At 72.6% G+C, this 23,986-nt stretch carries 21 protein-coding genes; 12 read left to right on the plus strand and 9 right to left on the minus strand.

Annotated features, from left to right (window positions below; all coding sequences use genetic code 11):
* The first annotated feature begins 76 nt into the window (after nt 1-76).
* Nucleotides 77-586 (plus strand): hypothetical protein, encoded by a 510-nt coding sequence (locus AC07A6_RS17035; RefSeq protein WP_478777600.1) that lies wholly within the window; start codon nt 77-79, stop codon nt 584-586.
* On the opposite strand, the gene AC07A6_RS17040 is transcribed toward AC07A6_RS17035, so the two are convergent.
* From AC07A6_RS17040 to AC07A6_RS17060, 5 genes are all read right to left on the minus strand, one after another.
* Complete coding sequence (locus AC07A6_RS17040) at nt 553-1,752, minus strand: serine hydrolase domain-containing protein (protein WP_478777601.1); 1,200 nt, start codon at nt 1,750-1,752, stop codon at nt 553-555. The two genes, AC07A6_RS17035 and AC07A6_RS17040, sit on opposite strands and share 34 nt — an antisense overlap.
* Nucleotides 1,753-1,900: 148 nt before the next feature.
* A complete protein-coding gene (locus tag AC07A6_RS17045) occupies nt 1,901-2,602 on the minus strand; it encodes a response regulator transcription factor (protein ID WP_362457710.1) in 702 nt (233 codons plus the stop codon).
* A complete protein-coding gene (locus AC07A6_RS17050; protein WP_478777602.1) occupies nt 2,599-3,783 on the minus strand; it encodes a sensor histidine kinase in 1,185 nt (394 codons plus the stop codon). Before AC07A6_RS17050 ends, AC07A6_RS17045 begins: the two co-directional genes overlap by 4 nt.
* Nucleotides 3,780-4,478, minus strand: a complete 699-nt coding sequence (locus AC07A6_RS17055; protein ID WP_386272617.1) for a glycerophosphodiester phosphodiesterase — start codon at nt 4,476-4,478, stop codon at nt 3,780-3,782. The genes AC07A6_RS17050 and AC07A6_RS17055 overlap by 4 nt, the downstream gene beginning before the upstream one ends.
* A 28-nt stretch (nt 4,479-4,506) precedes the next feature.
* Nucleotides 4,507-5,532, minus strand: a complete 1,026-nt coding sequence (locus AC07A6_RS17060) for an adenosine deaminase (RefSeq protein ID WP_478777603.1) — start codon at nt 5,530-5,532, stop codon at nt 4,507-4,509.
* Nucleotides 5,533-5,640: 108 nt separating this feature from the next.
* Between AC07A6_RS17060 and AC07A6_RS17065 the strand changes: the two genes are divergently transcribed.
* The gene (locus tag AC07A6_RS17065) at nt 5,641-6,369 is read left to right on the plus strand and encodes a DUF4190 domain-containing protein (RefSeq protein ID WP_478777604.1); all 729 of its coding nucleotides are present in this window, start codon (nt 5,641-5,643) and stop codon (nt 6,367-6,369) included.
* A gap of 44 nt (nt 6,370-6,413) precedes the next feature.
* On the opposite strand, the gene AC07A6_RS17070 is transcribed toward AC07A6_RS17065, so the two are convergent.
* Together AC07A6_RS17070 and AC07A6_RS17075 are read right to left on the minus strand one after the other, a co-directional pair.
* Nucleotides 6,414-6,827: an NUDIX domain-containing protein gene (locus tag AC07A6_RS17070; RefSeq protein ID WP_478777605.1), complete on the minus strand. Its 414-nt coding sequence runs from the start codon at nt 6,825-6,827 to the stop codon at nt 6,414-6,416.
* A complete protein-coding gene (locus AC07A6_RS17075; protein WP_386272615.1) occupies nt 6,824-7,378 on the minus strand; it encodes an NADAR family protein in 555 nt (184 codons plus the stop codon). Before AC07A6_RS17075 ends, AC07A6_RS17070 begins: the two co-directional genes overlap by 4 nt.
* A 180-nt stretch (nt 7,379-7,558) precedes the next feature.
* On the opposite strand from AC07A6_RS17075, the gene AC07A6_RS17080 reads away from it, so the two are divergent.
* The 8 genes from AC07A6_RS17080 to AC07A6_RS17115 all read left to right on the plus strand — a co-directional run bounded on the left by AC07A6_RS17080 (nt 7,559) and on the right by AC07A6_RS17115 (nt 17,300).
* Nucleotides 7,559-9,073, plus strand: coding sequence for a gamma-aminobutyraldehyde dehydrogenase (locus AC07A6_RS17080; RefSeq protein WP_478777606.1), 1,515 nt, complete (start codon nt 7,559-7,561; stop codon nt 9,071-9,073).
* A gap of 45 nt (nt 9,074-9,118) precedes the next feature.
* A complete protein-coding gene (locus tag AC07A6_RS17085; protein ID WP_362457734.1) occupies nt 9,119-10,366 on the plus strand; it encodes a polyamine ABC transporter substrate-binding protein in 1,248 nt (415 codons plus the stop codon).
* An 81-nt stretch (nt 10,367-10,447) separates the two neighbouring features.
* Nucleotides 10,448-11,596, plus strand: a complete 1,149-nt coding sequence (locus AC07A6_RS17090; RefSeq protein WP_362457737.1) for an ABC transporter ATP-binding protein — start codon at nt 10,448-10,450, stop codon at nt 11,594-11,596.
* Nucleotides 11,593-12,522, plus strand: a complete 930-nt coding sequence (locus AC07A6_RS17095) for an ABC transporter permease (RefSeq protein ID WP_362457740.1) — start codon at nt 11,593-11,595, stop codon at nt 12,520-12,522. Before AC07A6_RS17090 ends, AC07A6_RS17095 begins: the two co-directional genes overlap by 4 nt.
* Nucleotides 12,522-13,316 carry an ABC transporter permease gene (locus AC07A6_RS17100; RefSeq protein WP_478777607.1) on the plus strand — a complete coding sequence of 265 codons (795 nt, stop codon included), beginning with the start codon at nt 12,522-12,524 and terminating at the stop codon, nt 13,314-13,316. Before AC07A6_RS17095 ends, AC07A6_RS17100 begins: the two co-directional genes overlap by 1 nt.
* A gap of 22 nt (nt 13,317-13,338) precedes the next feature.
* Complete coding sequence (locus AC07A6_RS17105) at nt 13,339-14,757, plus strand: NAD(P)/FAD-dependent oxidoreductase (protein ID WP_362457746.1); 1,419 nt, start codon at nt 13,339-13,341, stop codon at nt 14,755-14,757.
* 188 nt (nt 14,758-14,945) lie between these two features.
* A complete protein-coding gene (locus AC07A6_RS17110; protein ID WP_478777608.1) occupies nt 14,946-15,422 on the plus strand; it encodes a hypothetical protein in 477 nt (158 codons plus the stop codon).
* A gap of 75 nt (nt 15,423-15,497) precedes the next feature.
* Complete coding sequence (locus AC07A6_RS17115) at nt 15,498-17,300, plus strand: chitinase (RefSeq protein ID WP_478777609.1); 1,803 nt, start codon at nt 15,498-15,500, stop codon at nt 17,298-17,300.
* Here AC07A6_RS17115 and AC07A6_RS17120 read toward each other — a convergent pair.
* Nucleotides 17,288-17,800 carry a phosphatase PAP2 family protein gene (locus AC07A6_RS17120; protein ID WP_478777610.1) on the minus strand — a complete coding sequence of 171 codons (513 nt, stop codon included), beginning with the start codon at nt 17,798-17,800 and terminating at the stop codon, nt 17,288-17,290. The two genes, AC07A6_RS17115 and AC07A6_RS17120, sit on opposite strands and share 13 nt — an antisense overlap.
* A 407-nt stretch (nt 17,801-18,207) precedes the next feature.
* Nucleotides 18,208-19,542, minus strand: a complete 1,335-nt coding sequence (gene gabT, locus AC07A6_RS17125; RefSeq protein ID WP_362457755.1) for a 4-aminobutyrate--2-oxoglutarate transaminase — start codon at nt 19,540-19,542, stop codon at nt 18,208-18,210.
* Between the two features lie 217 nt (nt 19,543-19,759).
* On the opposite strand from gabT, the gene AC07A6_RS17130 reads away from it, so the two are divergent.
* A complete protein-coding gene (locus tag AC07A6_RS17130; protein WP_478777611.1) occupies nt 19,760-22,138 on the plus strand; it encodes an ATP/GTP-binding protein in 2,379 nt (792 codons plus the stop codon).
* A 100-nt stretch (nt 22,139-22,238) separates the two neighbouring features.
* Complete coding sequence (locus AC07A6_RS17135; protein ID WP_478777612.1) at nt 22,239-23,819, plus strand: PucR family transcriptional regulator; 1,581 nt, start codon at nt 22,239-22,241, stop codon at nt 23,817-23,819.
* Nucleotides 23,820-23,986 lie beyond the last annotated feature (167 nt).

The raw sequence follows: 23,986 nt of genomic DNA on the forward strand, positions 1-23,986 counted from the left end.
CACCATCTCGCGGCAGAACTGAACATGTTCAGGAAATCGGCTGAACGTGTTCAGTTCTGTGTGTAGGCTCCCTTCCATGAGCGAGAGAAGCGCCCTCCAGCGGCGGATCCGTGCCTGGCTTGTGCTGTTCCTGATCTGCCTCGTCCTCAGCGGACTCACCGCCTTCCCCCTGGTCACCGAACTCCGCTGGGCCAACGGGCTGGTCTCCAACGACTGGCTGCGCCGTGTCGGCGACGGACTGGACCGGGCCGACTCCGAATACCCCTTCCTCCTCTACGGCACCGACTGGCTCGCCTTCGCCCACCTGGTCATCGCGGTCTTCTTCTACGGGGTCCACCGCGACCCGGTACGCAACGTCTGGATCGTCGAAGCCGGCATGGTCGCCTGCGCCGGCATCGTCCCCCTCGCCCTGTTCAGCGCGCCGGTCCGCGGGATCCCCGGCTGGTGGTCGCTCATCGACATCTCCTTCGGGGTCTTCGGCATCCTCCCCCTGATCGCGCTGCGCCGCCTGATCAAGCGCCTGGAGGCGCTCGAAGCCGCGGAGGGCGCCGGCTACTTGGCGAAGGCCGCCCCGATGATGCCGTAGGCCACCGGGTTCATGTCCCGCCCCTTGGCGTCGGTGGCGTTCACCGAATAGACCAGGGTGCGGGACAGGTCGCGGGTGCCGCCGATGACCGTGCTGTAGCCGTGCCGCGAGCCCGTCTTGCCGTACAGCTTCGTGCCGTCCGGCAGCACGAACTCCTTCAGGCCGGCCGTCTGCACCGCGTGCGCGCCGGTCTCGCCCGCGGCGTCCGGGACGTCGGGCACCGTGAACATCTCCTCCAGCTGCGCCCTCGGGACGACCTTGCCGCCGAACAGCGCCACCGTGAAGCGCTCCAGGTCCGCCGTGGTCGATATCAGGTCCCCCGCGGCCCAGTTGGACGAGGAGTTCCACTCCGACACGTCCACCAGCGAGCGGCTCCCGTCGGCCCCCGCCACCGCCTGGTAGCCGTGGTTGAACGGGCCCGGTATGCGGTTCTGGGTACGCGACGGGAACGAGGTGTGGCGCAGGCCCAGCGGCCTGATGACCCGGTCCCCGACGGCCTTCTCGTACGCCGTCCCCGTCACCTTCTCGATCAGCACGCCCAGCACGGTGTAGTGGATGTTGCTGTACCGCTGCTTCTCGCCCGGCCTGAACTCCGGCCCCTTCGCGACCGCGTCGGCGATCAGCGCGCGCGGATCGACCACGTCGAAACGGTGGGCGTACTCGTCCGCGAACGTGTCCCCGGGGCCGTCGGCGGACTGCAGGCCGCTCGTGTAGTTCAGCAGCTGCCGCACCTTCACCGGCTCGAAGCCCGGCAGCAGCCCCGGCAGGTAGTCCTGCACCGGCCGGTCCAGGTCCACCTTCCCCTCGGCCGCCAACTGGAGGACCATCGCCGCCGTGAAGGCCTTCGTCACCGAACCGGCCCGGAAGCGGGCCTCCTCCACCGCCGCGCGCCCGCTGCGGACGTCCGCGACACCCGCGCTGCCGCGCCAGGCGCCGCTCGTACCGCCCACCCGGACCAGCGCGGCGGTCGCGAACTCGTTCCCCGCCCCTACACCCGCGATCGCCTTCGCCAGCGCCGCCGCGTTCGGCGGCGTGCTGAAGACGGGCGCGGGCACCCCCGCCGAGACGGGCGCCGACGCCGGAGCGGCCTCGGCGGCCGCCACCGGACCGGCGGCCACCCCCAGGACCAGAGCGGCGGCGATGAGCGTGCGCGTACGTGCCTTCATGACGGTTCCCCCGTGTGCGACCCGGAGGGCCCGCTGCCCCCCGATGACCTCAATGCTCCAGGTCACAGGGGTGGTTGCGGATCACCAACAAGAGGGGTCTTCAGCGGTACGACAACTCACCGGCGCGGGGGAGCCGACACGCCGCCCCTCACCCTCCAGAGGGAGAAACCCAGGAGGGACCCGCCGAGCCCGCCGCGATCAGGCCCGTCTCGTACGCGCAGATCACCGCCTGGATCCGGTCCCGCAGCCCCAGCTTCGACAGCACGTTCCCCACATGCGACTTCACCGTGTGCTCGCTCACCACCAGCGCCGCCGCGATCTCCGCGTTCGACAGCCCCCGGCCCAGGTGCAGCAGCGTCTCCCGCTCCCGGGCCGTCAGCACCCCCAGCCGCTCCGCCGCCAGCGGGTCCGGCGCGGAAGGCCGGGCCGTCGCCGCCGTGTACTCCTCGATCAGCCGCCGCGCCACCGAAGGCGCCAGCAGCGACTCGCCCGCCGCCACCACCCGCACCGCGTGCACCAGGTCGTCCCGCCGCACGTCCTTCAGCAGGAACCCGCTCGCCCCCGCGTGCAGCGCCTCGTAGACGTACTCGTCCGAGTCGAAGGTCGTCAGCATCACCGTCCGGCACGCGCTCCGAGCCGAGATCGCCCGGCAGGCCTCGATCCCGTCCAGCACCGGCATCCGGATGTCCAGCAGCGCCACGTCGGGGGACAGCCGCTCGACCGCCGAGACGGCCTCCGCCCCGTCCCCGGCCTCCGCCACGACCTCGATGTCCTCCTGCGCGTCCAGGATCATCGCGAAGCCGCTGCGCACGAGCTCCTGGTCGTCGGCCACCACCACACGGATCGTCAATTCCCCACCTCCAGCGGCGAGGTTACAAGCACCGTGAACCCGCGCCCGTCCGCACCCGGCCCGGTCCACGCCGTCCCGCCGTGCGCCGCCGCCCGCTCCCGGATCCCGATCAGCCCGTGCCCGCCCGGGGCGCCGCCGGCCGCGCCCCGCCCGGGTCCGCGCCCGTCGTCCGTGACCCGCACCGCGAGTTCCCGGGGCCCGTACTCCAGGCGCACGTCCACCGCCGAGGCCCCCGCGTGCTTCACCACGTTGGTCAGCGCCTCCTGCACCACCCGGTGCACCGTCGCCTCCAGCGCCGCCGGCAGCTCGCGCACCTCGCCCGTCCGCTCGTACGACACCGCGAGCCCGCTCGCCCGCACCCGGTCCACCAGCGCCGGCAGGCCCCCGATCCCCGGCTGGGGGGCGCGCGGCGCCGCCTCCTCCGCCCGCAGGACCCCCAGCATCGTCCGCAGCTGCGCCATCGCGTCCCGGCCCGTCTCGGCGATCGCCTCGAAGGCCGCCTCCGCACGCTCCGGCGCCCGGCGCACCGCCACCGGACCGGCCTCCGCCTGCACGATCATGATGCTGACGGCGTGCGAGAGGACGTCGTGCATCTCCCGCGCGATGCGCGCCCGTTCACGCGCCGCGGCCTGCTCCGCCTCGATCCGGTTCGCCCGCTCCAGCTGAGCCGCCCGGTCCTCCACCGCCGCCGTGTACGCCTGCCGCGTGGCCTGCAGCCGGCCGAGGGCGAACGCCGCCCCGAACACGAACAGCGCGAACAACAGCTCCCTGGCCGTACCGCTGTTGAGCGCCACGGACACGGGGATCAGCCCGGCCAGGGCCGTCCCGACGGCCAGCCGCACCCGCGACGCCCCCAGGAGCGCGATCGAGTAGACGCAGACCAGCGCGGCGTACGGCAGCGGCTGCCCGGGGCCGTCCAGGGCCAGCTGGTAGGCCGAACCGGCCGCGACCACCCCGAGCAGCGCCGTCACGGGCGCCCGCCGCCGCCACACCAGCGGTGCGTTGCCCAGGGTCGTGACCAGGTAGGCCGTCCAGGTGGCCGGCGGGTACCCCGGGTCGCGGGGCACCACGAAGGGGATGGTCGTCGCCACCTGCACCAGCAGCGTCAGCCCCACGTCCCGCCAGCGCGGATCGGCCCGCAGGACCAGCGCACGCAGGCGTCCGGCCGGTCCGCTCGTCACCGCCCGAGCCCGGCCCTCACCGCGGCCAGCGCGTCCAGCCGGTTGGTGGTGACGGAGTCCACCCCGGCCCGGACGACGGCGCGCATCGACCGCCTGGTGTCCGGCGTCCAGGCCGACACCAGCAGCCCGTCCCGGTGCAGCGCGTCCGTCAGCTCCCGGCTGACCAGTCCGAAGCGGTAGTTGAGCCAGCGCGGCTTCACCGCGTCGATCAGCACCCGGCGCGGCGGCGAGAGGGTGGTCCAGGTCAGCGAGATCTCCGCGCCCGGGTCGGCGGCGCGGACCGCGAGCATGGTGTTCGGCCCGGCGCAGTAGTACGCGCGGTCGCGCGCCCCGCACTCGCGCACCAGGTCGACGACGGTCTTCACGGCCTCGTAGGAGGCACCAGGCAGGTCGATCATCAGCCGGCCGGCCCCGGCCTCCATCAGCGCCTCGCGCAGGCTCGGGACCCGGCCGTCCGTCAGCTCCTTCAACTGTGGTGCGGTGACGGCGTCGAGCCGCACGTCGTGGCCCCACAGCCGCTCCAGCGTCTCGTCGTGGAGCAGGACCGGCACTCCGTCCCGGGTCAGCCGTACGTCGATCTCCACCGCGTCCGCTCCGCGCGCGAAGGCGGAGCGGACGGAGGGGAGGGTGTTCTCACGGAAACGGTAGGGATCGCCGCGGTGGCCGACGGCAGTCAGATCGCTCATGCACCCCATTCTCGGGGGCGCCGGCGATCAAGGGGAGTCAGCGGGCGAGCCATTCGGTGGTGTACGCGTCGATCTCGGCGGTGAGTTTCGCCTTGCCGGCCTCGTCCAGGAAGGAGGCCTCGACGGCGTTCTTGGCGAGCTGCGCGAGGCCCTGCTCGTCGAGGTCGAGGAGCCGGGCGGCGACCGCGTACTCGTTGTTGAGGTCGGTGCCGAACATCGGCGGGTCGTCGCTGTTGATGGTGACGAGCACGCCCGCCGCGACCATCTCCTTGACGGGATGCAGGTCGAGGTCGGTCACCACGCGGGTGGCGATGTTGGAGGTGGGGCAGACCTCCAGCGCGATCCGGTGCTCCGCGAGGTACTTCAGCAGCTCCGGGTCCTGGGTGGCGCTGGTGCCGTGGCCGATGCGCACGGCGCCCAGCTCGCGGATGGCGTCCCAGATCGTCTCCGGGCCGGTGCTCTCGCCGGCGTGCGGGACGCTGTGCAGGCCGGCGGCCCTGGCCCGGTCGAAGTACGGCTTGAACTGCGGCCGCGGCACGCCGATCTCGGGGCCGCCCAGGCCGAAGGAGACCAGGCCTTCGGGGCGCAGGTCGACGGCGAGGCGCGCGGTCTCGGACGCGGCGTCGGGGCCGGCCTCGCCGGGGATGTCGAAGCACCAGCGCAGGATGACGCCGAGCTCGGTCTCGGCGGCCTTGCGGGCGTCCTCGATGGCCTCCATGAAGGCGTTCTCGTCGATGCCGCGACGGGTGGAGGAGTAGGGGGTGATGGTGAGTTCGGCGTAGCGGATGTTCTGCCGGGCCATGTCGCGGGCGACTTCGAAGGTGAGCGTGCGCACGTCGTCCGGGGTGCGGACCAGGTCGACGACCGACAGGTAGACCTCGATGAAGTGGGCGAAGTCGGTGAAGGTGAAGTAGTCGGCCAGCGCTTCGGGGTCGGTGGGGACCTTCGAGTCGGGGTGGCGGGAGGCCAGTTCGGCCACGATGCGGGGGGAAGCCGAGCCGACGTGGTGGACGTGCAGTTCGGCCTTGGGCAGCCCCGCGATGAAGGGGTGCAGGTCGGGCATGGGGGCCTCCGGGAGGACACGGGTGCGGTCGGTCGGCCTCATCGTAGGCAGGCCCCGGCCGTGTCGGTGGCAGCGCTTAGCATGGCCGTACGAGAGAGGGGGCGCCGCATGACCGACCACAGCCCTGAACCGAGGGACCCGTGGGCGCCGCCCGAGCGGCCGGCGCCCGACCAGGCGAAGCCGCAGGGCGCGCAGCCGGCCCCGCCGGTGCCGCCGGTGCACGAGCAGCCGACGATGGTGGGCATGCCCGGCGTGCCCCCCGCGCCCGCGGCGCCCGGGTACCCGCCGCCGCAGCCGGCCCCGCCGGCCGCCGCTCCGTACCCGCAGCCCCAGGCCCCCGGGCCCGCGTACGGGTACCCGGCGCAGCCGGCTCCCGGTGCTTACGCCTACCCCGGCCCGCCGGTGTCCCCGGGGCAGCCCCAGGCCGGCTACCCCGGGTACCCCGGTCAGCCCGGCTATCCGGGCTACCCCGGATACCCCGGCCAGCCGGGGTATCCGTACCCGTACGCGACGCCGCCCGCGAGCAACGGCTTCGGGGTCACGGCCCTCGTGCTCGGCATCCTGTCGGTGTTCGCCTGCGCCACCATGTTCGGGGCCATCGCCCTCGGCATCGCCGCGGTCGTCTTCGGGGCGCTGGGCAGGGGCAAGGCCGCCCGGGGCGAGGCCACCAACGGCGGTGTGGCCCTGTCCGGCATCATCCTCGGCGCGGTCGGCCTGGTGCTGGGCATAGGCATGACCCTGCTCATCTTCGTCGGCCCCGACTTCGACGAGCCGGACGGCGGCTCGGACTCCCCGTCCTCCGTGTCCCAGGTCGACGGCCCGCGCGAGCGGGCCTGAGCGGCCCGCCGGCCCGTCGGCCCCCGCCCTCCCGGCCCCCCCCGTCAGAGCGGGGCGGCCGACAGGAGGGTGGGGACCATCCAGGGCCCGTCCGGGTCGGCGCGGGGGACCGGGACCCAGGTCAGCCCCACCATCCGGGGGCAGGCGCAGTCCAGGTCCCCGTCCACCCCCAGGACCGGCTCGCCGGGTGCGACCTCCACCCGGAAGCAGGTGGTCCACCCGGAGGGGTACGGCGCCTCGTAGGAGTACCGCACCTCCAGGGGCCGCAGCCCCGTCTCCTCCGCGACCTCCCGCCGGACCGCCGCCTCCAGGTCCTCCCCGGGCTCCACGCCGCCGCCCGGCAGCGTCCAGTACTCCTCCCCGTCGTGGCGCCCGGACGGCCCCCGGTGCCGCTCGCGCACCATCAGGACGCTGCCGTCGCGCACGATGACGGCCGCCACCCGGCGCCGCTCCGTCACGCCGCCTCCCCGCGCAGCCGCTCCCGGGCCTCCATCAGGGCGAAGCCCAGCAGGTTCAGGCCGCGCCACTGGTCCGGCCGCAGCGCCCGCTCGTCGTCCGCGGCCAGGCCGATGCCCCAGATCCGGTCCACGGGGCTCGCCTCGACCAGCACCCGCGACCCCGTGCCCAGCAGGTAGGAGCGCAGCGCCGGGTCGGAGCCGAACTTGTGCACGCTGCCCTCGACGACCAGCGCGAACCGCTCCCGCCGCCAGACCTCCTCGTCGAAGCGGCGCACCAGCCGCCCGGCCTTCTTGGCCGCCGCCGGACTTCCGGCCTCCAGGGCGGCGCGCTCGGCCTCGGCGTCCCCGAACAGGCGTGCCTTTCCGGCCATCATCCAGTGCTCCGCGGTGGCGTACCGGACATCACCCACAGTGAAGGGAGAGGGCCACCACTGGCTGAGACAGCTGGGCCCGAGCCTCCCGTCGGGCTGCGGCCGGTGTCCCCAGAAGGGCAGGTACTTCACCCGCTCACCACGGCTGACCTGCTCGATCAACTTGTCGATCATCTCCATGCACGCGAGTCTTGCAGTCACCACTGACACTTCGTACGGGATTTCGGGGATGCCTCGACACATGGTCGACCGATTCCGTCGCGTAATCAAAAGGCAACAACGGAATCCCTTGGCGGGGGAGAACGCCTCTGCCAGGATCGGCACTCAATTCGAGCTGTAGCTACGGAGAGCGTGAGAGCGATGGGTAACCGCTTCCAGGTCAAGGACCGCTTCGCAGACGGCGCGCAGTACATCGACGGCCGGCTCCGGTCCGGCACCTCGGGGCGGTCGCACACCGTCGTCGACCCCGCCACCGGCGAGGAGGTCCTCACCTACGAACTGGCCGGAACGGCGGAGGTGGACGAGGCCGTGGCCGCCGCCAAGCGGGCCTTCCCCGCATGGTCGGCCGCCACTCCGGGCGAGCGCTCGGACGCCCTGCACCGGCTGGCCGCCGTACTGGCCGAGCAGGCCGCCGACTTCGCGTACGCCGAGTCACTCCAGTGCGGCAAGCCCCTCAAGCTGTCGACCGAGTTCGACGTGCCGGGGACCATCGACAACACCGCGTTCTTCGCCGGCGCGGCCCGCCACCTCCAGGGCCAGGCGGCCGGAGAGTACTCGGGGGACCACACCTCCTACGTACGCCGCGAGGCCATCGGCGTCGTCGGCTCCATCGCACCCTGGAACTACCCCCTCCAGATGGCCGCCTGGAAGATCCTCCCGGCCATCGCGGCGGGCAACACGATCGTCCTCAAGCCCGCCGAGCTCACCCCGCTGACCTCCCTGATGTTCGCCCAGGCGGCCAAGGACGCGGGCATCCCCGACGGCGTGGTCAACATCGTCACGGGCGCCGGACGGGACGCCGGCGAGCACCTGGTCGGCCACCCCGACGTGGTCATGACCTCCTTCACCGGCTCCACCGCCGTCGGCAAGCGGGTCGCCGAGATCGCGACCGCCACCGTCAAGCGGCTCCACCTGGAGCTCGGCGGCAAGGCGCCCTTCGTCGTCTTCGACGACGCCGACGTCGAGGCCGCCGCCCACGGCGCGGTCGCCGCCTCGCTCATCAACACCGGCCAGGACTGCACCGCCGCCACCCGCGCCTACGTGCAGCGCCCGCTGCACGACGCGTTCACCGCCCGGGTCGCGGAGCTGATGGAGACCGTCCGCCTGGGCGACCCCTTCGCGCCCACCACCGACCTCGGCCCGCTCGTCTCGCACGCCCAGCGCGACCGGGTCGCCGCGTTCGTCGAGCGCGCCCGCTCGTACGCCACCGTCGTCACCGGCGGCGAGATCCCCGGAGGGGACCTCGCCGAGGGCGCCTACTACCGGCCCACCCTGATCTCCGGCGCCGCGCAGGACAGCGAGGTCGTCCAGTCCGAGATCTTCGGCCCGGTCCTGGTCGTGCTGCCCTTCGACACCGACGACGAGGGACTCGCCCTCGCCAACGACACCCCGTACGGGCTCGCGGCCTCCGCCTGGACCCGCGACCTCTACCGGGCGAACCGCGCCACCCGCGAACTCAAGGCGGGCTGCGTCTGGGTCAACGACCACATTCCGATCATCAGCGAGATGCCGCACGGCGGATACAAGGCGAGCGGCTTCGGAAAGGACATGAGCGCCTACTCGTTCGAGGAGTACACGCAGGTCAAGCACGTGATGTTCGACAATACTGCGGTGGCCGCGAAGGACTGGCACCGCACGATCTTCGGGGACCGATAGAAGTACGCCGTGACCAGCGGCCATCCTCCCGAAAGGGCAACGCGCATGGAGCAGTTCGAGCCCGACCGCCTCTCGGCGGCGCAGACCGCAGCGATGCGGCGCAGCCTCACCAGCGGGCGCGGCGCCCTCACCCGCCGCTCGCTGCTGCGCGCCTCCGGAGTCGGGGCGCTCACCCTGGGCGGCCTCTCCGCCCTCACCGCCTGCGGCATCCCGCCCGCCAAGCGCGAGGGCGCGGCCGTGGCCTCCGACGACCACTCGGACCGGGAGAAGGAGATCAACTTCTCCAACTGGACCGAGTACATGGACACCAGCGACGACGAGAAGACCCGTCCCACGCTGGAGGAGTTCACCAAGCGGACCGGGATCCAGGTCAAGTACACCGAGGACATCAACGACAACGTCGAGTTCTTCGGCAAGATCCGCCCGCAGCTCGCCGCCGGCCAGGACACCGGCCGCGACCTGATCGTGGTCACCGACTGGCTCGCCGCCCGCATCATCCGCCTCGGCTGGGCGCAGAAGCTCGACCCCTCCCACCTCCCGCACGCCTACACCAACCTGATCCCGCAGTTCCGCAACCCCGACTGGGACCCGGGCCGCGCCCACAGCTACCCGTGGACCGGCATCGACACCGTCATCGCCTACAACTCCAAGGCCACCGGCGGCAAGAAGGTCGACTCCGTCACGCAGCTCCTCGACGACCCCTCCCTCAAGGGCCGCGTCGGCTTCCTCACCGAGATGCGCGACTCCGTCGGCATGACCCTCCTCGACCAGGGCAAGGACCCGGCGAACTTCACCACGGCGGACTACGACGCGGCGATCGGCCGGCTCCAGAAGGGCGTGGACACCAAGCAGATCCGGCGCTTCACCGGCAACGACTACACCGCCGACCTCGACAAGGGCGACCTGGCGGCCTGCATCGCCTGGGCGGGCGACGTCATCCAGCTCCAGGCCGGCAACCCGGACATCAAGTACGCGATCCCGGCCGCCGGATACATCACCTCCAGCGACAACCTGCTCGTCCCCGTCAAGGCCCGGCACAAGGCCAACGCCGAGAAGCTCATCGACTACTACTACGAGCCCGAGGTCGCGGCCCAGCTCGCCGCGTTCATCAGCTACGTCTGCCCCGTCGAAGGCGTCAAGGAAGAACTCGCCAAGATCGACCCGGCGCTCGCGGACAACCCGCTGATCGTCCCGGACAAGGAGATGGCCGCCAAGGCCCACGCCTTCCGCTCCCTCACCAGCGAGGAAGAGACGGAGTACGAGGAGAAGTTCGCCAAGCTCATCGGCGCCTGACCGGACCCACCCGCCGGCGGCCCCGCCGGCACTTCCGCGCCCCGTCCCCTTCCCACGACACACCACCGAAGGCCCAGGCCCATGACCGACAAGACCGCGAGCGGCGACGTCCGCCTCGCCGGGATCAGCAAGCACTACGGCTCCTTCACCGCGGTGCACCCGCTGGACCTCACCATCCCCCAGGGCTCCTTCTTCGCCCTGCTCGGCGCCTCGGGCTGCGGGAAGACCACCACCCTGCGCATGATCGCCGGCCTGGAGGAGCCCTCCACCGGCACGGTCAGCCTCGGCGACCGCGAGGTCACCCACCTCCCGCCGTACAAGCGCCCGGTGAACACCGTCTTCCAGAGCTACGCGCTGTTCCCGCACATGGACATCTTCGAGAACATCGCCTTCGGCCTGCGCCGCCGCGGCATCAAGTCCGTCAAGAAGCAGGTCGACGAGATGATCGACCTGGTGCAGCTCGGCGAGCACGCCCGCAAGAAGCCCCACCAGCTCTCCGGCGGCCAGCAGCAGCGCGTGGCCGTCGCCCGCGCCCTCATCAACCACCCCCAGGTACTGCTGCTCGACGAGCCGCTCGGCGCCCTCGACCTCAAGCTGCGCCGCCAGATGCAGCTGGAGCTCAAGCGGATCCAGACCGAGGTGGGCATCACCTTCGTCCACGTCACCCACGACCAGGAGGAGGCCATGACCATGGCCGACACGGTCGCGGTGATGAACGGCGGCCGAGTCGAGCAGCTGGGCGCCCCCGCCGAGCTGTACGAGAACCCGCGCACCACCTTCGTCGCCAACTTCCTCGGCACCTCGAACCTCATCGAGGCCTCCGTCGAGTCCACCGGCTCCGACGTGACCGTCTCCGCCTCCGGCACCGCCCTGCGGCTGCCCGCCGCCCGATGTTCGACCACGCCCCGCGCGGGCGGAAAGCTCCTCGTCGGCGTCCGCCCGGAGAAGATCTCCCTGGTCCCGGCGGCCGACGAGCACACCATCGCGGCCGGCCGTAACAAGATCGCCGGCAAGATCGCCGACTCCTCCTTCATCGGCGTCTCCACCCAGTTCGTCATCGACAGCCGGGTCTGCCCGGAGCTGGAGGTGTACGTCCAGAACATCGAGCGCGACGCCCGCCTCGTCCCGGGCGCCGACGTGGTCCTGCACTGGAACCCGGAGCACACCTTCGGCCTCGACGCGGACCAGGACATCGACGCGGGCGTCGAGACCGTCGAGGAGAGCGCGTGACCGCCACCGCCGCGCCCCCCGAGGCCCCGGCCCCCGCCGAGCCCCCGGTGCACAAGGCGTCCCTGAAGAAGCGCCTCGTCCCCTACTGGCTGCTGCTCCCCGGCATCGTCTGGCTGCTCGTCTTCTTCGTGCTGCCGATGATCTACCAGGCCTCCACCTCGGTGCAGACCGGCTCGCTCGAAGAGGGCTTCGAGGTCACCTGGCACTTCCAGACCTACTGGGACGCCCTGACCGAGTACTTCCCGCAGTTCCTGCGCTCCCTGCTGTACGCGGGCACCGCGACCGCCCTGTGCCTGCTGCTCGGCTACCCGCTGGCCTACCTGATCGCCTTCAAGGCGGGCCGCTGGCGCAACCTCCTGCTGGTCCTCGTCATCGCCCCCTTCTTCACCAGCTTCCTCATCCGCACGCTGGCCTGGAAGACGATCCTGGCCGACGGCGGCCCGGTGGTCGGCGCCCTCAACGCCGTCGGCTTCCTCGACGTCACCAGCTGGCTCGGCATGACCGAGGGGGACCGCGTGCTGGCCACACCGCTCGCGGTGGTCTGCGGCCTGACGTACAACTTCCTCCCCTTCATGATCCTGCCGCTCTACACCTCGCTGGAGCGCATCGACACCCGCCTCCACGAGGCCGCCGGCGACCTCTACGCCACCCCCGCCACCGTGTTCCGCAAGGTGACCTTCCCGCTCTCGATGCCGGGCGTGGTCTCCGGGACCCTGCTCACCTTCATCCCGGCGAGCGGCGACTACGTCAACGCCGAACTGCTCGGCTCCACGGACACCCGGATGATCGGCAACGTCATCCAGTCGCAGTACCTGCGGATCCTCGACTACCCGACGGCGGCCGCGCTGTCCTTCATCCTCATGGCCATCGTGCTGATCATGGTCACCATCTACATCCGCCGAGCGGGGACGGAGGACCTGGTCTGATGCGTTGGCTCCGCCGCAATCTCGTGGTCATCGCGGGCCTCGCCACGCTCGCGTACATGATCCTGCCGAACGTCGTCGTGACGGTGTTCTCCTTCAACAACCCCACCGGGAAGTTCAACTACGCCTGGCAGGAGTTCTCCCTCGACGCCTGGAAGGATCCCTGCGGGGTCGCCGACCTGTGCGGCTCCCTCGCCCTGTCCCTCCAGATCGCCCTGTGGGCCACCATCGGCGCCACGGTCCTCGGCACCGCCATAGCCTTCGCGCTGGTCCGGTACCGGTTCCGGGCGCGCGGCGCGGTGAACTCGCTGATCTTCCTGCCCATGGCCATGCCCGAGATCGTGATGGCGGCCTCGCTGCTCGCCCTCTTCCTCAACATGGGCATCCAGCTGGGCTTCTGGACGATCCTCATCGCCCACGTGATGTTCTGCCTCAGCTTCGTCGTCGCCGCCGTCAAGGCACGCGTCCTGTCCATGGACCCGCGCCTGGAGGAGGCCGCCCGCGACCTCTACGCCGGACCGGTGCAGACCTTCCTCAGGGTCACCCTGCCGATCGCGGCCCCCGGCATCGCGGCGGGCGCGCTGCTGTCCTTCGCGCTCTCCTTCGACGACTTCATCATCACCAACTTCAACTCGGGCAACACCGTCACCTTCCCCATGTTCGTGTGGGGATCGGCCCAGCGCGGTACGCCCGTCCAGATCAACGTCATCGGCACGGCGATGTTCGTCATCGCGGTGCTGGTGGTCCTCGCCGGCCAGTGGGCCGGCAACCGCCGCAAGAAGGCACAACCGAAGTAGACCCCGTAGGGAGTTGGAAGCCATGGCCCCAGTCGCCATGCGTAGTGTTGCGAAATCCCTTTCCGAGGCCAAGCCGGTCTCGTACTGGCTGGACGACCCCGGCCGCCCGGCGCCACAGCCGGCCCTCACCTCCGACGAGCGCTGCGACCTGCTGGTCGTCGGCGGCGGCTACAGCGGCCTGTGGACCGCGCTGATCGCCAAGGAGCGCGACCCCGGCCGGGACGTCGTACTGATCGAGAGCAAGGAGGCGGGCTGGGCCGCCTCCGGCCGCAACGGAGGATTCTGCGCGGCCTCCCTCACGCACGGCCTGGCCAACGGCATCGCCCGCTGGCCGGGCGAGCTGGCCAAGCTGGAGGAGCTGGGCGCACGCAACCTCGACGCCATCGAGGAGGCCGTCGCCCGCTACGGCATCGACTGCGACTTCGAACGCACCGGCGAGATCGACGTGGCCACCGAACCGCACCAGGTCGAGGAGCTGAGGGAACTGCACGAGGAGGCCGTGGGGCTCGGCCTCGGCGACGGCTCCGAGTGGCTGGAGGGCGAGGCCCTGCGGGCGGAGGTCAACTCGCCGACCTTCCTCGCGGGCCTGTGGGACCGCGACGGCGTCGCCATGCTCAACCCCGCAAAGCTGGCCTGGGGCCTCAAGCGGGCCTGCCTGGAGCAGGGCGTGCGGATCTACGAGAACACGCGCGGCCTGAAGATGGCGCAGACCGGCGCCGGGATGACCGTGGAGACCCCCTACGGGACGATCCTCGCCCGCCGGGTCGCCCTGGGCACCAACATCTTCCCGTCGCTGGTCCGCCGGATCCGGCCCTTCACCGTCCCCGTCTACGACTACGCGCTGATGACGGAGCCGCTGGACGAGGAGCAGCTCGCCTCGATCGGCTGGAAGAACCGCCAGGGGCTCGGCGACAGCGCCAACCAGTTCCACTACTTCCGGATCACCAAGGACAACCGGATCCTGTGGGGCGGCTACGACGCGATCTACCCCTACCGGGGCAAGCTCGACTCGGAGTACGACCACCGCCCCGAGACCTACCTCAAGCTCGCCGAGCACTTCTTCACCGCCTTCCCGCAGCTGGAAGGGGTGCGCTTCAGCCACGCCTGGGGCGGGGCCATCGACACCTGCTCCCGGTTCTCCGCCTTCTTCGGCACCGCGCACCGGGGCAGGGTGGCCTACGCCGCCGGGTACACCGGGCTCGGCGTGGGCGCCACCCGCTTCGGCGCCGAGGTGATGCTGGACCTGCTCGACGGCCTGTCCACCGAGCGCACCCGGCTGGAGATGGTGAAGTCCAAGCCCATGCCGTTCCCGCCCGAGCCGTTCGCCTGGACCGGGATCGCCCTGACCAAGTGGTCGCTGGCCCGCGCCGACGCCCGGGGCGGCCACCGCAACCTGTGGCTCAAGACGCTGGACCGCCTCGGGCTCGGCTTCGACAGCTGACGCCCGTAAGCCCGTAAGCCCGTAAGCCCGTAAGTCCGTAAGTCCGTACGCCCCGGCGTGCGCCCGCGGTTCGCCCCGTGACCCGGTTCACCCCCATGGAGCAGCGCAACCCGCGTCATAGCCCCGCCCGGCCCCGCTCTCTCCCGGTGAGGACCCCTCACCGCGACGAGACGAACGGAGGCCGGGCGATGACGCTCCCGGGAGCGAGGACCGCAGTGGAATGGCTGGTCACGGCGGCGCCGGATCCGGACGCCTGCCGGTGGGAGTGGGAGCGCAGCCCCCTCGGGGTCGCCCTGCTGCCCGCCGGCCGGCACTGGGACGTGCTCGTCGTGCCCGGGGAGCTGGGACGGGCCGCCCACGGCGTACTGCGGCTGCTGCCCGCCCCGCCCGGCCCGGTGCTGGCGGACTCCGGCGACGCCCGGGTGGGCTTCTTCGTGCCCCCGGGCACGGCCTCCCGCTGGATCGGCACGGGCGTACGGGGAGCAGGGCGCGGGAGCTGGATCGCGGTCCCGCACCCCGGCAGGGCCGCGGACGGCCCGCGCTGGCTCGAACTCCCGGACGGCCGGGGCACCCTCACCGACCCGGCGCTGCTGGAGCTCGCACTCCACGAGGCGGCGGCGAGGGCCCTGACGGGGGAGGGGCGGGGAGCCCGCGCGAAGCCTTGACAAGGGGATTGGTCTGGACCATCTTGGTCGCCGTCGTGCCCGGATCCTCCATCCCCCCATGTTCCGGAGGCAGTCGTGCGCAGAGCCCTGTCCCTCCTCACGGCCGCCGCCCTCGCGGCGGCCGCCCTCCTCACCGCGGGACCGCCCGCCTCCGCCGCGGACGCCGACCTCGTCCGCAACGGCGGCTTCGAATCCGGCCTCGACGGCTGGACCTGCACCGGCGGCAGCGGAAGCACCGTCAGCACCCCCGTCCACAGCGGAACGTCCGCCCTCAAGGCCACCCCCGCCGGCCAGGACAACGCCCGCTGCTCCCAGACCGTCACCGTCAAGCCCGACTCGGCGTACACCCTCTCCGCCTGGATGCAGGGCGCGTACGTCTACCTCGGCGCGACCGGCACCGGCACCACCGACGTCTCCACCTGGACCCAGGCCCCGGGTGCCTGGAAGCAGCTCACCACGGCCTTCCGCACCGGCCCCGCCACCACCTCCGTCACCGTCTGGACCCACGGCTGGTACGGCCAGAGCGCCCACCTCACCGACGACCTCACCCTCGTCGGGCCCGTCCCCGGCGGCGGCCAGACCCAGCCGCCCGCGACCCCCGCCGGCCTGACCGCCGGCCAGGCCACCGCGAACAGCGTCACCCTCACCTGGACCGCCTCCGCAGGCGCCACCGGCTACCGCGTCCACCGCGAAGGCGCCCCCGCCCTCGCGGTCACCGGCACCTCGGCCACCGTGACCGGCCTCGCGCCCTCGACCACGTACGGCTTCCAGGTCAGCGCGACCAACGCCGCGGGCGAGTCGCCCAGGAGCGCCACCGTCCCCGCCACCACCACCTCCGGCGGCGGGAACCCCGGCGGCGGGCTGCCCGCCCACGCCCTCGTCGGCTACCTCCATGCGAGCTTCGCCAACGGCTCAGGCCACCTCCGGATGGCCGACGTCCCCGCCTCCTGGGACGTCGTCAACCTCGCCTTCGGCGAACCGACCTCGGTGACCTCCGGCGACATCCGCTTCCGGCTCTGCCCGGTCACCGAATGCCCGGGCGCCGAGACCCCCGCCGAGTTCAAGGCCGCCATCAAGGCCAGGCAGGCGGCCGGCAAGAAGGTGCTGATCTCCATAGGCGGCCAGAACGGCCAGGTCCAGCTCGCCACCACCGCCGCCCGCGACGCCTTCGTCACCTCCGTCGCGAAGATCATCGACGAGTACGGCCTCGACGGCCTCGACATCGACTTCGAGGGCCACTCCCTCTCCCTCGCCGCCGCGGACACCGACTTCCGCACCCCCACCACCCCGGTGATCACCAACCTGATCTCCGCGATCAGGACCCTCAAGGCCAGGTACGGCCCCGGATTCGTGCTGACCATGGCCCCCGAGACCTTCTTCGTCCAGCTGGGCCACCAGTTCTACGGACCAGGTCCCTGGGGCGGCCAGGACCCGCGCGCGGGCGCCTACCTCCCCGTCATCCACGCCCTGCGCGACGACCTGACCCTGCTCCACGTCCAGGACTACAACTCCGGACCGGTCATGGGCCTCGACGGCCAGTACCACTCCATGGGCGGCGCCGACTTCCACATCGCCATGACCGACATGCTGCTCACCGGCTTCCCCGTCGCCGGCGACGCCACCCGCTTCTTCCCCGCGCTGCGCCCCGACCAGGTCGCCATCGGCCTCCCGGCCACCACCAACGCGGGCAACGGGCACACCCCGCCGGCCGAGGTGAACAAGGCCCTGGACTGCCTGACGAAGAAGCAGAACTGCGGCACCTACCAGACCCACGGCAGCTGGCCCGCCCTGCGCGGCCTGATGACCTGGTCCGTCAACTGGGACCGCTTCGGCGGCTGGGAGTTCAGCCGGAACTTCGACGCCTACTACGGCCGCTGACGGCCGCCGGCCACCCGGCGCACCCCCAGCAGCAGCGGTACGCACAGCAGGACGCTGGCCAGCACGTCGAGCGGCCAGTGGAAGCCGCGCAGCACCAGGCCCGTGGCCGTCGCCGCCGACAGCACCAGGGCGGCGGCCATCGGCCAGCGGCGCCGGGTGTACGGGGAGAGCAGCAGGGCCGCGCCCACGTACGCCGTCAGGGCCGTAGCCGTGTGGCCCGAGGGGAAGTAGCCGGCCGCCCAGGGCTCCAGCGGGCCGGGGCGGGCGGTCCACGCCTTGAGGGGCACGATCAGCGCCGGCACCAGGGCCATCGCCAGGCCGGCCGCGAGCGCCGCGAGCCGCCGCCCGCGCCAGGCGGCGTACGCCATGGCCAGCGCGAGGACGGGCACGGCGACCGGGACGTTGCCCAGGTCCGCGAGGCGCTCGGTGACGGCGTCGGGCACGGTGCGCACCAGGGCGCGGCTGAGGGCGTGGTCCGGGACCAGGAGCGGCCCCGACACCAGGACCTGCCAGGTGATCAGGGCGAAGAGGCCGAGGCACAGGGCCGTCGGGAGGATGGCCGGCCGCCCCGGAACAGGGGGGATGGTTCCGGGGCGGCCGCCCGGATCGGGTTGCCGTGCGCCCCGGGGGGTTTGGGGCGGACGGCCGTCCGATCTGAGAGGAGTGTGCGCGAACGCATGACCAGTACGGCGCTGGGGAAGCCCGGTACCGGTGTCGCTCCCGGTGGCCCGGGAACGGTCTGTCTCACTCATCTGCAGAAACCGTACGCCAGCGAAAGGGGGACCGACAGCGGGAACGCGCTCCCGCCATCGGCCCCCCACAGCTTCTTCACAGCGCCCGACCGTTACCGGTGGTAGAGGGCGGGCGCCGCGAGCAAGCGTTCCAGTCCTTCGAACTGAACGTTCGGTCAGATGGCCGCGAACGCGGCCTCGATGACGTCCAGGCCCTCGTTCAGCAGGTCCTCGCCGATGACGATCGGCGGGAGGAAACGGAGCACGTTGCCGTAGGTGCCGCAGGTGAGGACGATGACGCCCTCGGCGTGGCAGGCCTTGGCCAGGGCGCCGGCCGCCTCCGGGTTCGGGGTCTTCGACTCCGGGTCCTTGACCAGCTCGATGGCGATCATGGCGCCGCGGCCGCGGATGTCGCCGATGATCTCGTACTTCTCCTGCATCGCGGACAGGCGCGACTTCATGATGGACTCGATCTTCTTCGCCTTGGCGTTGAGGTCGAGCTCCTTCATCGTCTCGATGGAGCCCAGCGCACCGGCGCAGGCCACCGGGTTGCCGCCGTAGGTGCCGCCCAGGCCGCCCGCGTGCGGGGCGTCCATGATCTCGGCGCGGCCGGTCACGGCGGCCAGCGGCAGACCGCCGGCGATGCCCTTGGCGGTGGTGATCAGGTCCGGGACGATGCCCTCGTCCTCACACGCGAACCACTGGCCGGTGCGGCAGAAGCCGGACTGGATCTCGTCCGCGACGAAGACGATGCCGTTGTCGTTGGCGAACTTCACGATCGCCGGCAGGAAGCCCTTGGCCGGCTCGATGAAGCCGCCCTCGCCGAGGACCGGCTCGATGATGATCGCGGCGACGTTCTCGGCGCCGATCTGCTTGGTGATCTGGTCGATCGCCTGGGCGGCGGCCTCGGGGCCGCAGTTCTCGGCACCGGTGGGCCAGCGGTAGCCGTAGGCGACCGGGACGCGGTAGACCTCGGGGGCGAACGGGCCGAAGCCGTGCTTGTACGGCATGTTCTTCGCCGTCAGCGCCATCGTGAGGTTCGTGCGGCCGTGGTAGCCGTGGTCGAAGACCACGACGGCCTGGCGCTTGGTGTACGCACGGGCGATCTTGACGGCGTTCTCGACGGCCTCGGCGCCCGAGTTGAACAGGGCCGACTTCTTGGCGTGGTCACCCGGGGTCAGCTCGGCCAGCGCCTCGCAGACCTCGACGTAGCCCTCGTACGGCGTGACCATGAAGCAGGTGTGGGTGAAGTCGGCGAGCTGCGCGGTGGCGCGGCGCACGACGGCCTCGGCGGAGCCGCCGACCGAGGTCACGGCGATGCCGGAGCCGAAGTCGATCATGCGGTTGCCGTCGACGTCCTCGAGGATGCCGCCGTCCAGGCGCTTCGTGAAGACGGGAAGCACGGAGCCCACGCCACCGGCCACCGTGCCGAGGCGGCGGGCCTGCAGCTCCTGCGACTTGGGGCCGGGGATCGCGGTGACGAGCTTGCGCTCCTGCGGGACAGCGGTCATGGAGGGCTCCTGGGGGGTGTTTTCGGACGCACTTGTGTCTTTGTCCGCAGGCTAGGCCCGGGGGAGGGGGTAAGGCATGCTCCGTTCGGGAGTGGTGCCCGCGTGTCCTTGTCCGTGACGGCCATAGGAAGGAACCGGCGCGTGTCCCGCGGAACGCCTGGCCGGGCACTAGATTGAGCGCCGCGGCGCGTTGGAACGGGCAGGGGGCAGGGGTTTCATGAACACCGAGGGCACGCACGACGGACAGTCGACCCGCGAGGGCCACGTCCCCCGGCCGGCGGGCCCGCCACCACCCCTCGGCACCCCGCCGAAGCCGCAGCACGCGCCGACGGTCGGGACACCGTTCACGGACTGGCTGCGCACCGGGCGGCCGACGGCCGATCCGGGGGTGTGGCGGTTCGGGCATGTGCCGCGCGCCGAAGAAGAACCCGAGGAGGCCTCGGACCGTTCTCTGATCAGCGGTGCCGCCATCTCGGCCCTGGCCTGCGTGCTCGTGTGGTCGCTGATGCGCAACGGCTACATCCCGTACTGGACCGTGCCGCTCAAGCTCTTCACTCCGGACGAATGGTGGGCCCCGCTCACCGGCGCAGCCGTCAAGGGGACCGGCGGCGAGGTGGCCCAGCCGCTCTACGAGCTCCTCTTCGACGCCGCCCTGCTCTACGGATTCGGGCGCCTCGGCGCCTGGGCGAAGGCGTGGCGACGTGTGGTCGTCGCACGCGGCCGATTGGTCCAAGCGGGGACGGTTGCCGGCGCTTGTCTGATCACGCTCTGGCTGGTGGCGCAGTATTCACTGCCGATCGGGCTCGTCGTGTATCCGTTGCTGCCCCTCGTGCCCGGCGACGGGAACGGCAACGAGGCCACCATGGCCCAGGCGGACACGGTCATCACTGTGCTCATCGTCCTCGCCTTCCTGTGGCCCGCGCTGCACCGACCTGCCGGCACCACACGGACGTCCCGGGGCACCCGGTCCGCACAAACGCGTCCGGTCGAGCCGGACTCGTCCCCTGGCCCCGCCGACTGGCCCGAGGTGCGGGCGGCGGGACTGGTCGAGGCGGCCGAGCGGTTGGGGCGGGAGGCCGGGGGTGGGGGGATGAACGACGTCGACTTCGCCCGGATCCGGCGGGCCTGGGAGTCCGTGCGGGCCGACCCGACCCGGCTGCGGGCCTTCGACGACGCCGTGAGGGACAAGGGCGCCGGCGCCTGCGTGCACCCCTCCGGCGACCGCGACCTGCCGGTCCGCGCCGCCCGCCACGACCTGCTCACCCGGCAGGTGCTGCTCGGCACCGTCGAGGACGGGGAACGCAACCCCTACCCCCGCCGCGGCACCGGGCTCGCCCTCGACCCCGGGGTGCTCGGGACCTCCCTGCTGGCCGTCGGCCCCTCCGGCACCGGCAAGACCGCCCGCCTCGTGCGGCCCGTCGTCGAGTCGCTCGCGCTCCAGGCACTGGCCGGGCAGGCCGCCGTCGTCGCCGTCGGCGCGGCCGGCTCCCGGCTCGGCCCCGACGACGCCTACGACATCGTCGTCCGCGTCGGCGACCCCGCCTCCGTCCACGACCTCGACCTCTACGGCGGCACCGCCGACCCCGACGAGGCCGCCGGCCTCCTCGCCGAGGCCTTCGTCGGAGACGTCCCCGGCATCGACGTACGCCGCGCCGCGACCACCCTCGCCCAGCTGATCGGCCCCTTCCGCGAGGCCTACGGCCGCTTCCCCGCCGTACCCGAACTGCGCGAGCTCCTCGACGGAGTGCCCTCCGCCCTCACCGCGCTCCGCCAGGCACTGGAGGGCACCGGCCGGCAGGCCATGCTCCGCGAGCTCGACGCGCGCCTGCGCCAGCAGGGCGCCCCGGGCGACCCCGGCCCGGCCCTCGCCGACCGTGCCGCCCTGCTCGACCGGCCGGCGTTCAGCGGCTTCTTCGACGTCGGGGCCGTCGTCGGCGGCTCCGAGCGACGCGGGCGCCCCTTCTCGCTGCGCGCCCTCGAACACCCCGTCCGGGTCCGCGTCGACCTCCCCGAGCGCGCGCACGCCGACGCCTCCCGGATGCTGGCCCGGCTGCTCCTCGCCCAGTTCAACGCGGCCGCCGCGGCCCGCGCCGACCGCTCGCTGTTCGCCTTCCTCGCCCTGGACGACGCCTCGCACACCCTGACCCCGGAGACCGTCCGGGGCGTGCAGCGGCTGAGGTCGGCCAACGCCGGGGTGCTGCTGACCCTGCGCACCCTGGACGACGTACCGGAACCCCTGCGCACGCCGCTGCTCGGCGCGGTCGGCTGCCGGATGGCCTTCTCCGGGGTCACCACCTGGGACGGGCAGCGCTTCGCCGAGGCCTGGGGCACCGAGTGGGTCGAGACCCGGGACGTCACCCACCGCACGGTCTTCGCCGACCAGCCGCTCACCCGGGCCATCCACGCCTTCCGCAAGCTGGTCACCGGCAAGGCCGTGACCACCGACGCCGTCACCGTGCGCCAGGTCGAGCGCGAGCGCTGGTCCGCCTCCGAGCTGGCGCACGCCGTTCCGCCCGGCTGTGCGGTGCTGTCGCTGACCTCCGTCCGGGGTGAACGAGCCGCCCCGCTGCTGCTCCGGCTGTCGGGAACCGGCTGAGGGGACCCGTACGGGGTGGCAGAATCGAAAGGGGCCGTTCGTACGACATGGCGAAAACCCGTGCCGGTCCCCCTCCTCCCGCCCTCCCGTCTGGAAACCGATGCCGCTCACCCTCGCCTCGCTCGTCCAGCACTCGGCGCTGAAGCTCACCGTCCGGGCCGGGGAGGACCGCCTGGACACCCCCGTGCGCTGGGCGCACGTCAGCGAGCTCGCCGACCCCGTCCCGTACATGGAGGGCGGCGAGCTGCTGCTCGTCACCGCGATGAAGCTGGACGCGGACGACCGCGAGGAGATGCGCCGCTACGTACGCCGGCTGGCCGCCGCCGGGGTCGTCGGCATCGGCTTCGCCGTCGGGGTCAACTACGAGGCCATCCCCGAAGCGCTGCTCCAGGCCGCCCGCGAGGAGGACCTGCCGCTGCTGGAGGTGCCCCGGCGGACCCCGTTCCTCGCCATCAGCAAGGCCGTCTCCGCCGCCCTGGCCGCCGACCAGTACCGGGCCGTGACCGCCGGCTTCGAGGCGCAGCGGGAGCTGACCCGGGCCGCGCTCTCCGCCGACGGTCCGGCCGACCTGCTGGCGAAGCTGGCGGCCCACGTGCACGGCTGGGCCGCGCTGTACGACACCTCCGGCGCCGTCGTCGCCGCCGCCCCCGACTGGGCGGCGCGCCGGGCCGCCCGGCTCACCCCCGACGTGGAGCGGCTGCGGGAGCGGCCCGCGCCGGCGAGCGCGGTGGTGGGCGGCGCGGAGGACCGGGTCGAGCTCCAGTCCCTCGGCACCGGGCGGCGGGCCAGGGGCGCCCTCGCGGTCGGGACGGCGGCCCCGCTCGGCACCGCCGAGCGGTACGCGGTGCACTCCGCCGTCGCGCTGCTGACCCTGACCACCGAGCGCTCCCGGTCGCTGCACGACGCGGAGTCCCGGCTCGGCGCGGCCGTGCTGCGGATGCTGCTGGAGGGGGAGCCCGAGCACGCCCGGACCGTGGCCGGGGACCTGTACGGGGCACTGCTGGAGGCACCGTTCCGGATCGTCGTCGCCGAGCCGGCGCTGCCGGGCACCGCCCAGCCGGAGGGGCTGGCGCTGCTGGCCGACGCGGTGGAGTCGGCGGCGGCCAGGACCGGGGAGACGCTGCTGGTGGTCCCCGAGCCGGGCCGGCTGGTGGTGCTGGCCGCCGACGGGGGCTCGGCGGTGCAGGCGTGCGCGGATCACGCGGAGGCCCTGGAGTCCCGGCGCGGCCGGGAGACGACCGGGCCGGAGCCCGACGAACTGGTGGTCGGCCTGTCGGCGGCGGCCGGCCCGGCGGGGGTGGCGGCCGCCTTCAAGCAGGCCGACCAGGCGCTGGCCGTGGCCCGGCGGCGGGGGCGGGCGCTGGTCGAGCACGAGGACCTCGCGGCGGGGTCGGTCCTGCCGCTGCTCGCCGACGACGCCGTACGCGCCTTCGCGGACGGCACCCTGCGGGCCCTGCGGGAGCACGACGCGACCGGCCGCGGCGACCTGGTCGCCTCCCTCCAGGCGTGGCTCTCCCGCCACGGGCAGTGGGACGCCGCCGCCGCCGACCTCGGCGTGCACCGGCACACCCTGCGCTACCGGATGAAGCGCGTCGAGGAGATCCTCGGCCGCTCCCTGGACGACCCGGACGTCCGCATGGAGCTCTGGCTCGCCCTCAAGGCCAGCCCGGGTCCTGCCTGAGGCGCCGCACCGGACCCCTCCGGGTGGGAGTGCGGGGGCTGGGGCCGGTGTGCCACTGCGCGGGCTGCTCCCCGCCCCGCCCTTCGCCCGTTCCCTGGGGGCTCCGCCCCCAGACCCCCGCGCCTCAAACGCCGGCGGGGCTATAGATAGCCCCGCCGGCGTTTGAG

This window comes from Streptomyces sp. NPDC044002 (assembly GCF_056434525.1).

Coding starts and splice junctions, on each gene's coding strand:
- AC07A6_RS17100 (WP_478777607.1), top strand. CDS start 12,522: ATGCGTTGGCTCCGCCGCAATCTCGTGGTCATCGCGGGCCTCGCCACG.
- AC07A6_RS17055 (WP_386272617.1), bottom strand. CDS start 4,478: ATGGGGTGCATGAGCGATCTGACTGCCGTCGGCCACCGCGGCGATCCC.
- AC07A6_RS17130 (WP_478777611.1), top strand. CDS start 19,760: ATGAACACCGAGGGCACGCACGACGGACAGTCGACCCGCGAGGGCCAC.
- AC07A6_RS17075 (WP_386272615.1), bottom strand. CDS start 7,378: ATGGAGATGATCGACAAGTTGATCGAGCAGGTCAGCCGTGGTGAGCGG.
- AC07A6_RS17060 (WP_478777603.1), bottom strand. CDS start 5,532: ATGCCCGACCTGCACCCCTTCATCGCGGGGCTGCCCAAGGCCGAACTG.
- AC07A6_RS17065 (WP_478777604.1), top strand. CDS start 5,641: ATGACCGACCACAGCCCTGAACCGAGGGACCCGTGGGCGCCGCCCGAG.
- AC07A6_RS17110 (WP_478777608.1), top strand. CDS start 14,946: ATGACGCTCCCGGGAGCGAGGACCGCAGTGGAATGGCTGGTCACGGCG.
- AC07A6_RS17090 (WP_362457737.1), top strand. CDS start 10,448: ATGACCGACAAGACCGCGAGCGGCGACGTCCGCCTCGCCGGGATCAGC.
- AC07A6_RS17105 (WP_362457746.1), top strand. CDS start 13,339: ATGGCCCCAGTCGCCATGCGTAGTGTTGCGAAATCCCTTTCCGAGGCC.
- gabT (WP_362457755.1), bottom strand. CDS start 19,542: ATGACCGCTGTCCCGCAGGAGCGCAAGCTCGTCACCGCGATCCCCGGC.
- AC07A6_RS17040 (WP_478777601.1), bottom strand. CDS start 1,752: ATGAAGGCACGTACGCGCACGCTCATCGCCGCCGCTCTGGTCCTGGGG.
- AC07A6_RS17035 (WP_478777600.1), top strand. CDS start 77: ATGAGCGAGAGAAGCGCCCTCCAGCGGCGGATCCGTGCCTGGCTTGTG.
- AC07A6_RS17085 (WP_362457734.1), top strand. CDS start 9,119: ATGGAGCAGTTCGAGCCCGACCGCCTCTCGGCGGCGCAGACCGCAGCG.
- AC07A6_RS17135 (WP_478777612.1), top strand. CDS start 22,239: ATGCCGCTCACCCTCGCCTCGCTCGTCCAGCACTCGGCGCTGAAGCTC.
- AC07A6_RS17080 (WP_478777606.1), top strand. CDS start 7,559: ATGGGTAACCGCTTCCAGGTCAAGGACCGCTTCGCAGACGGCGCGCAG.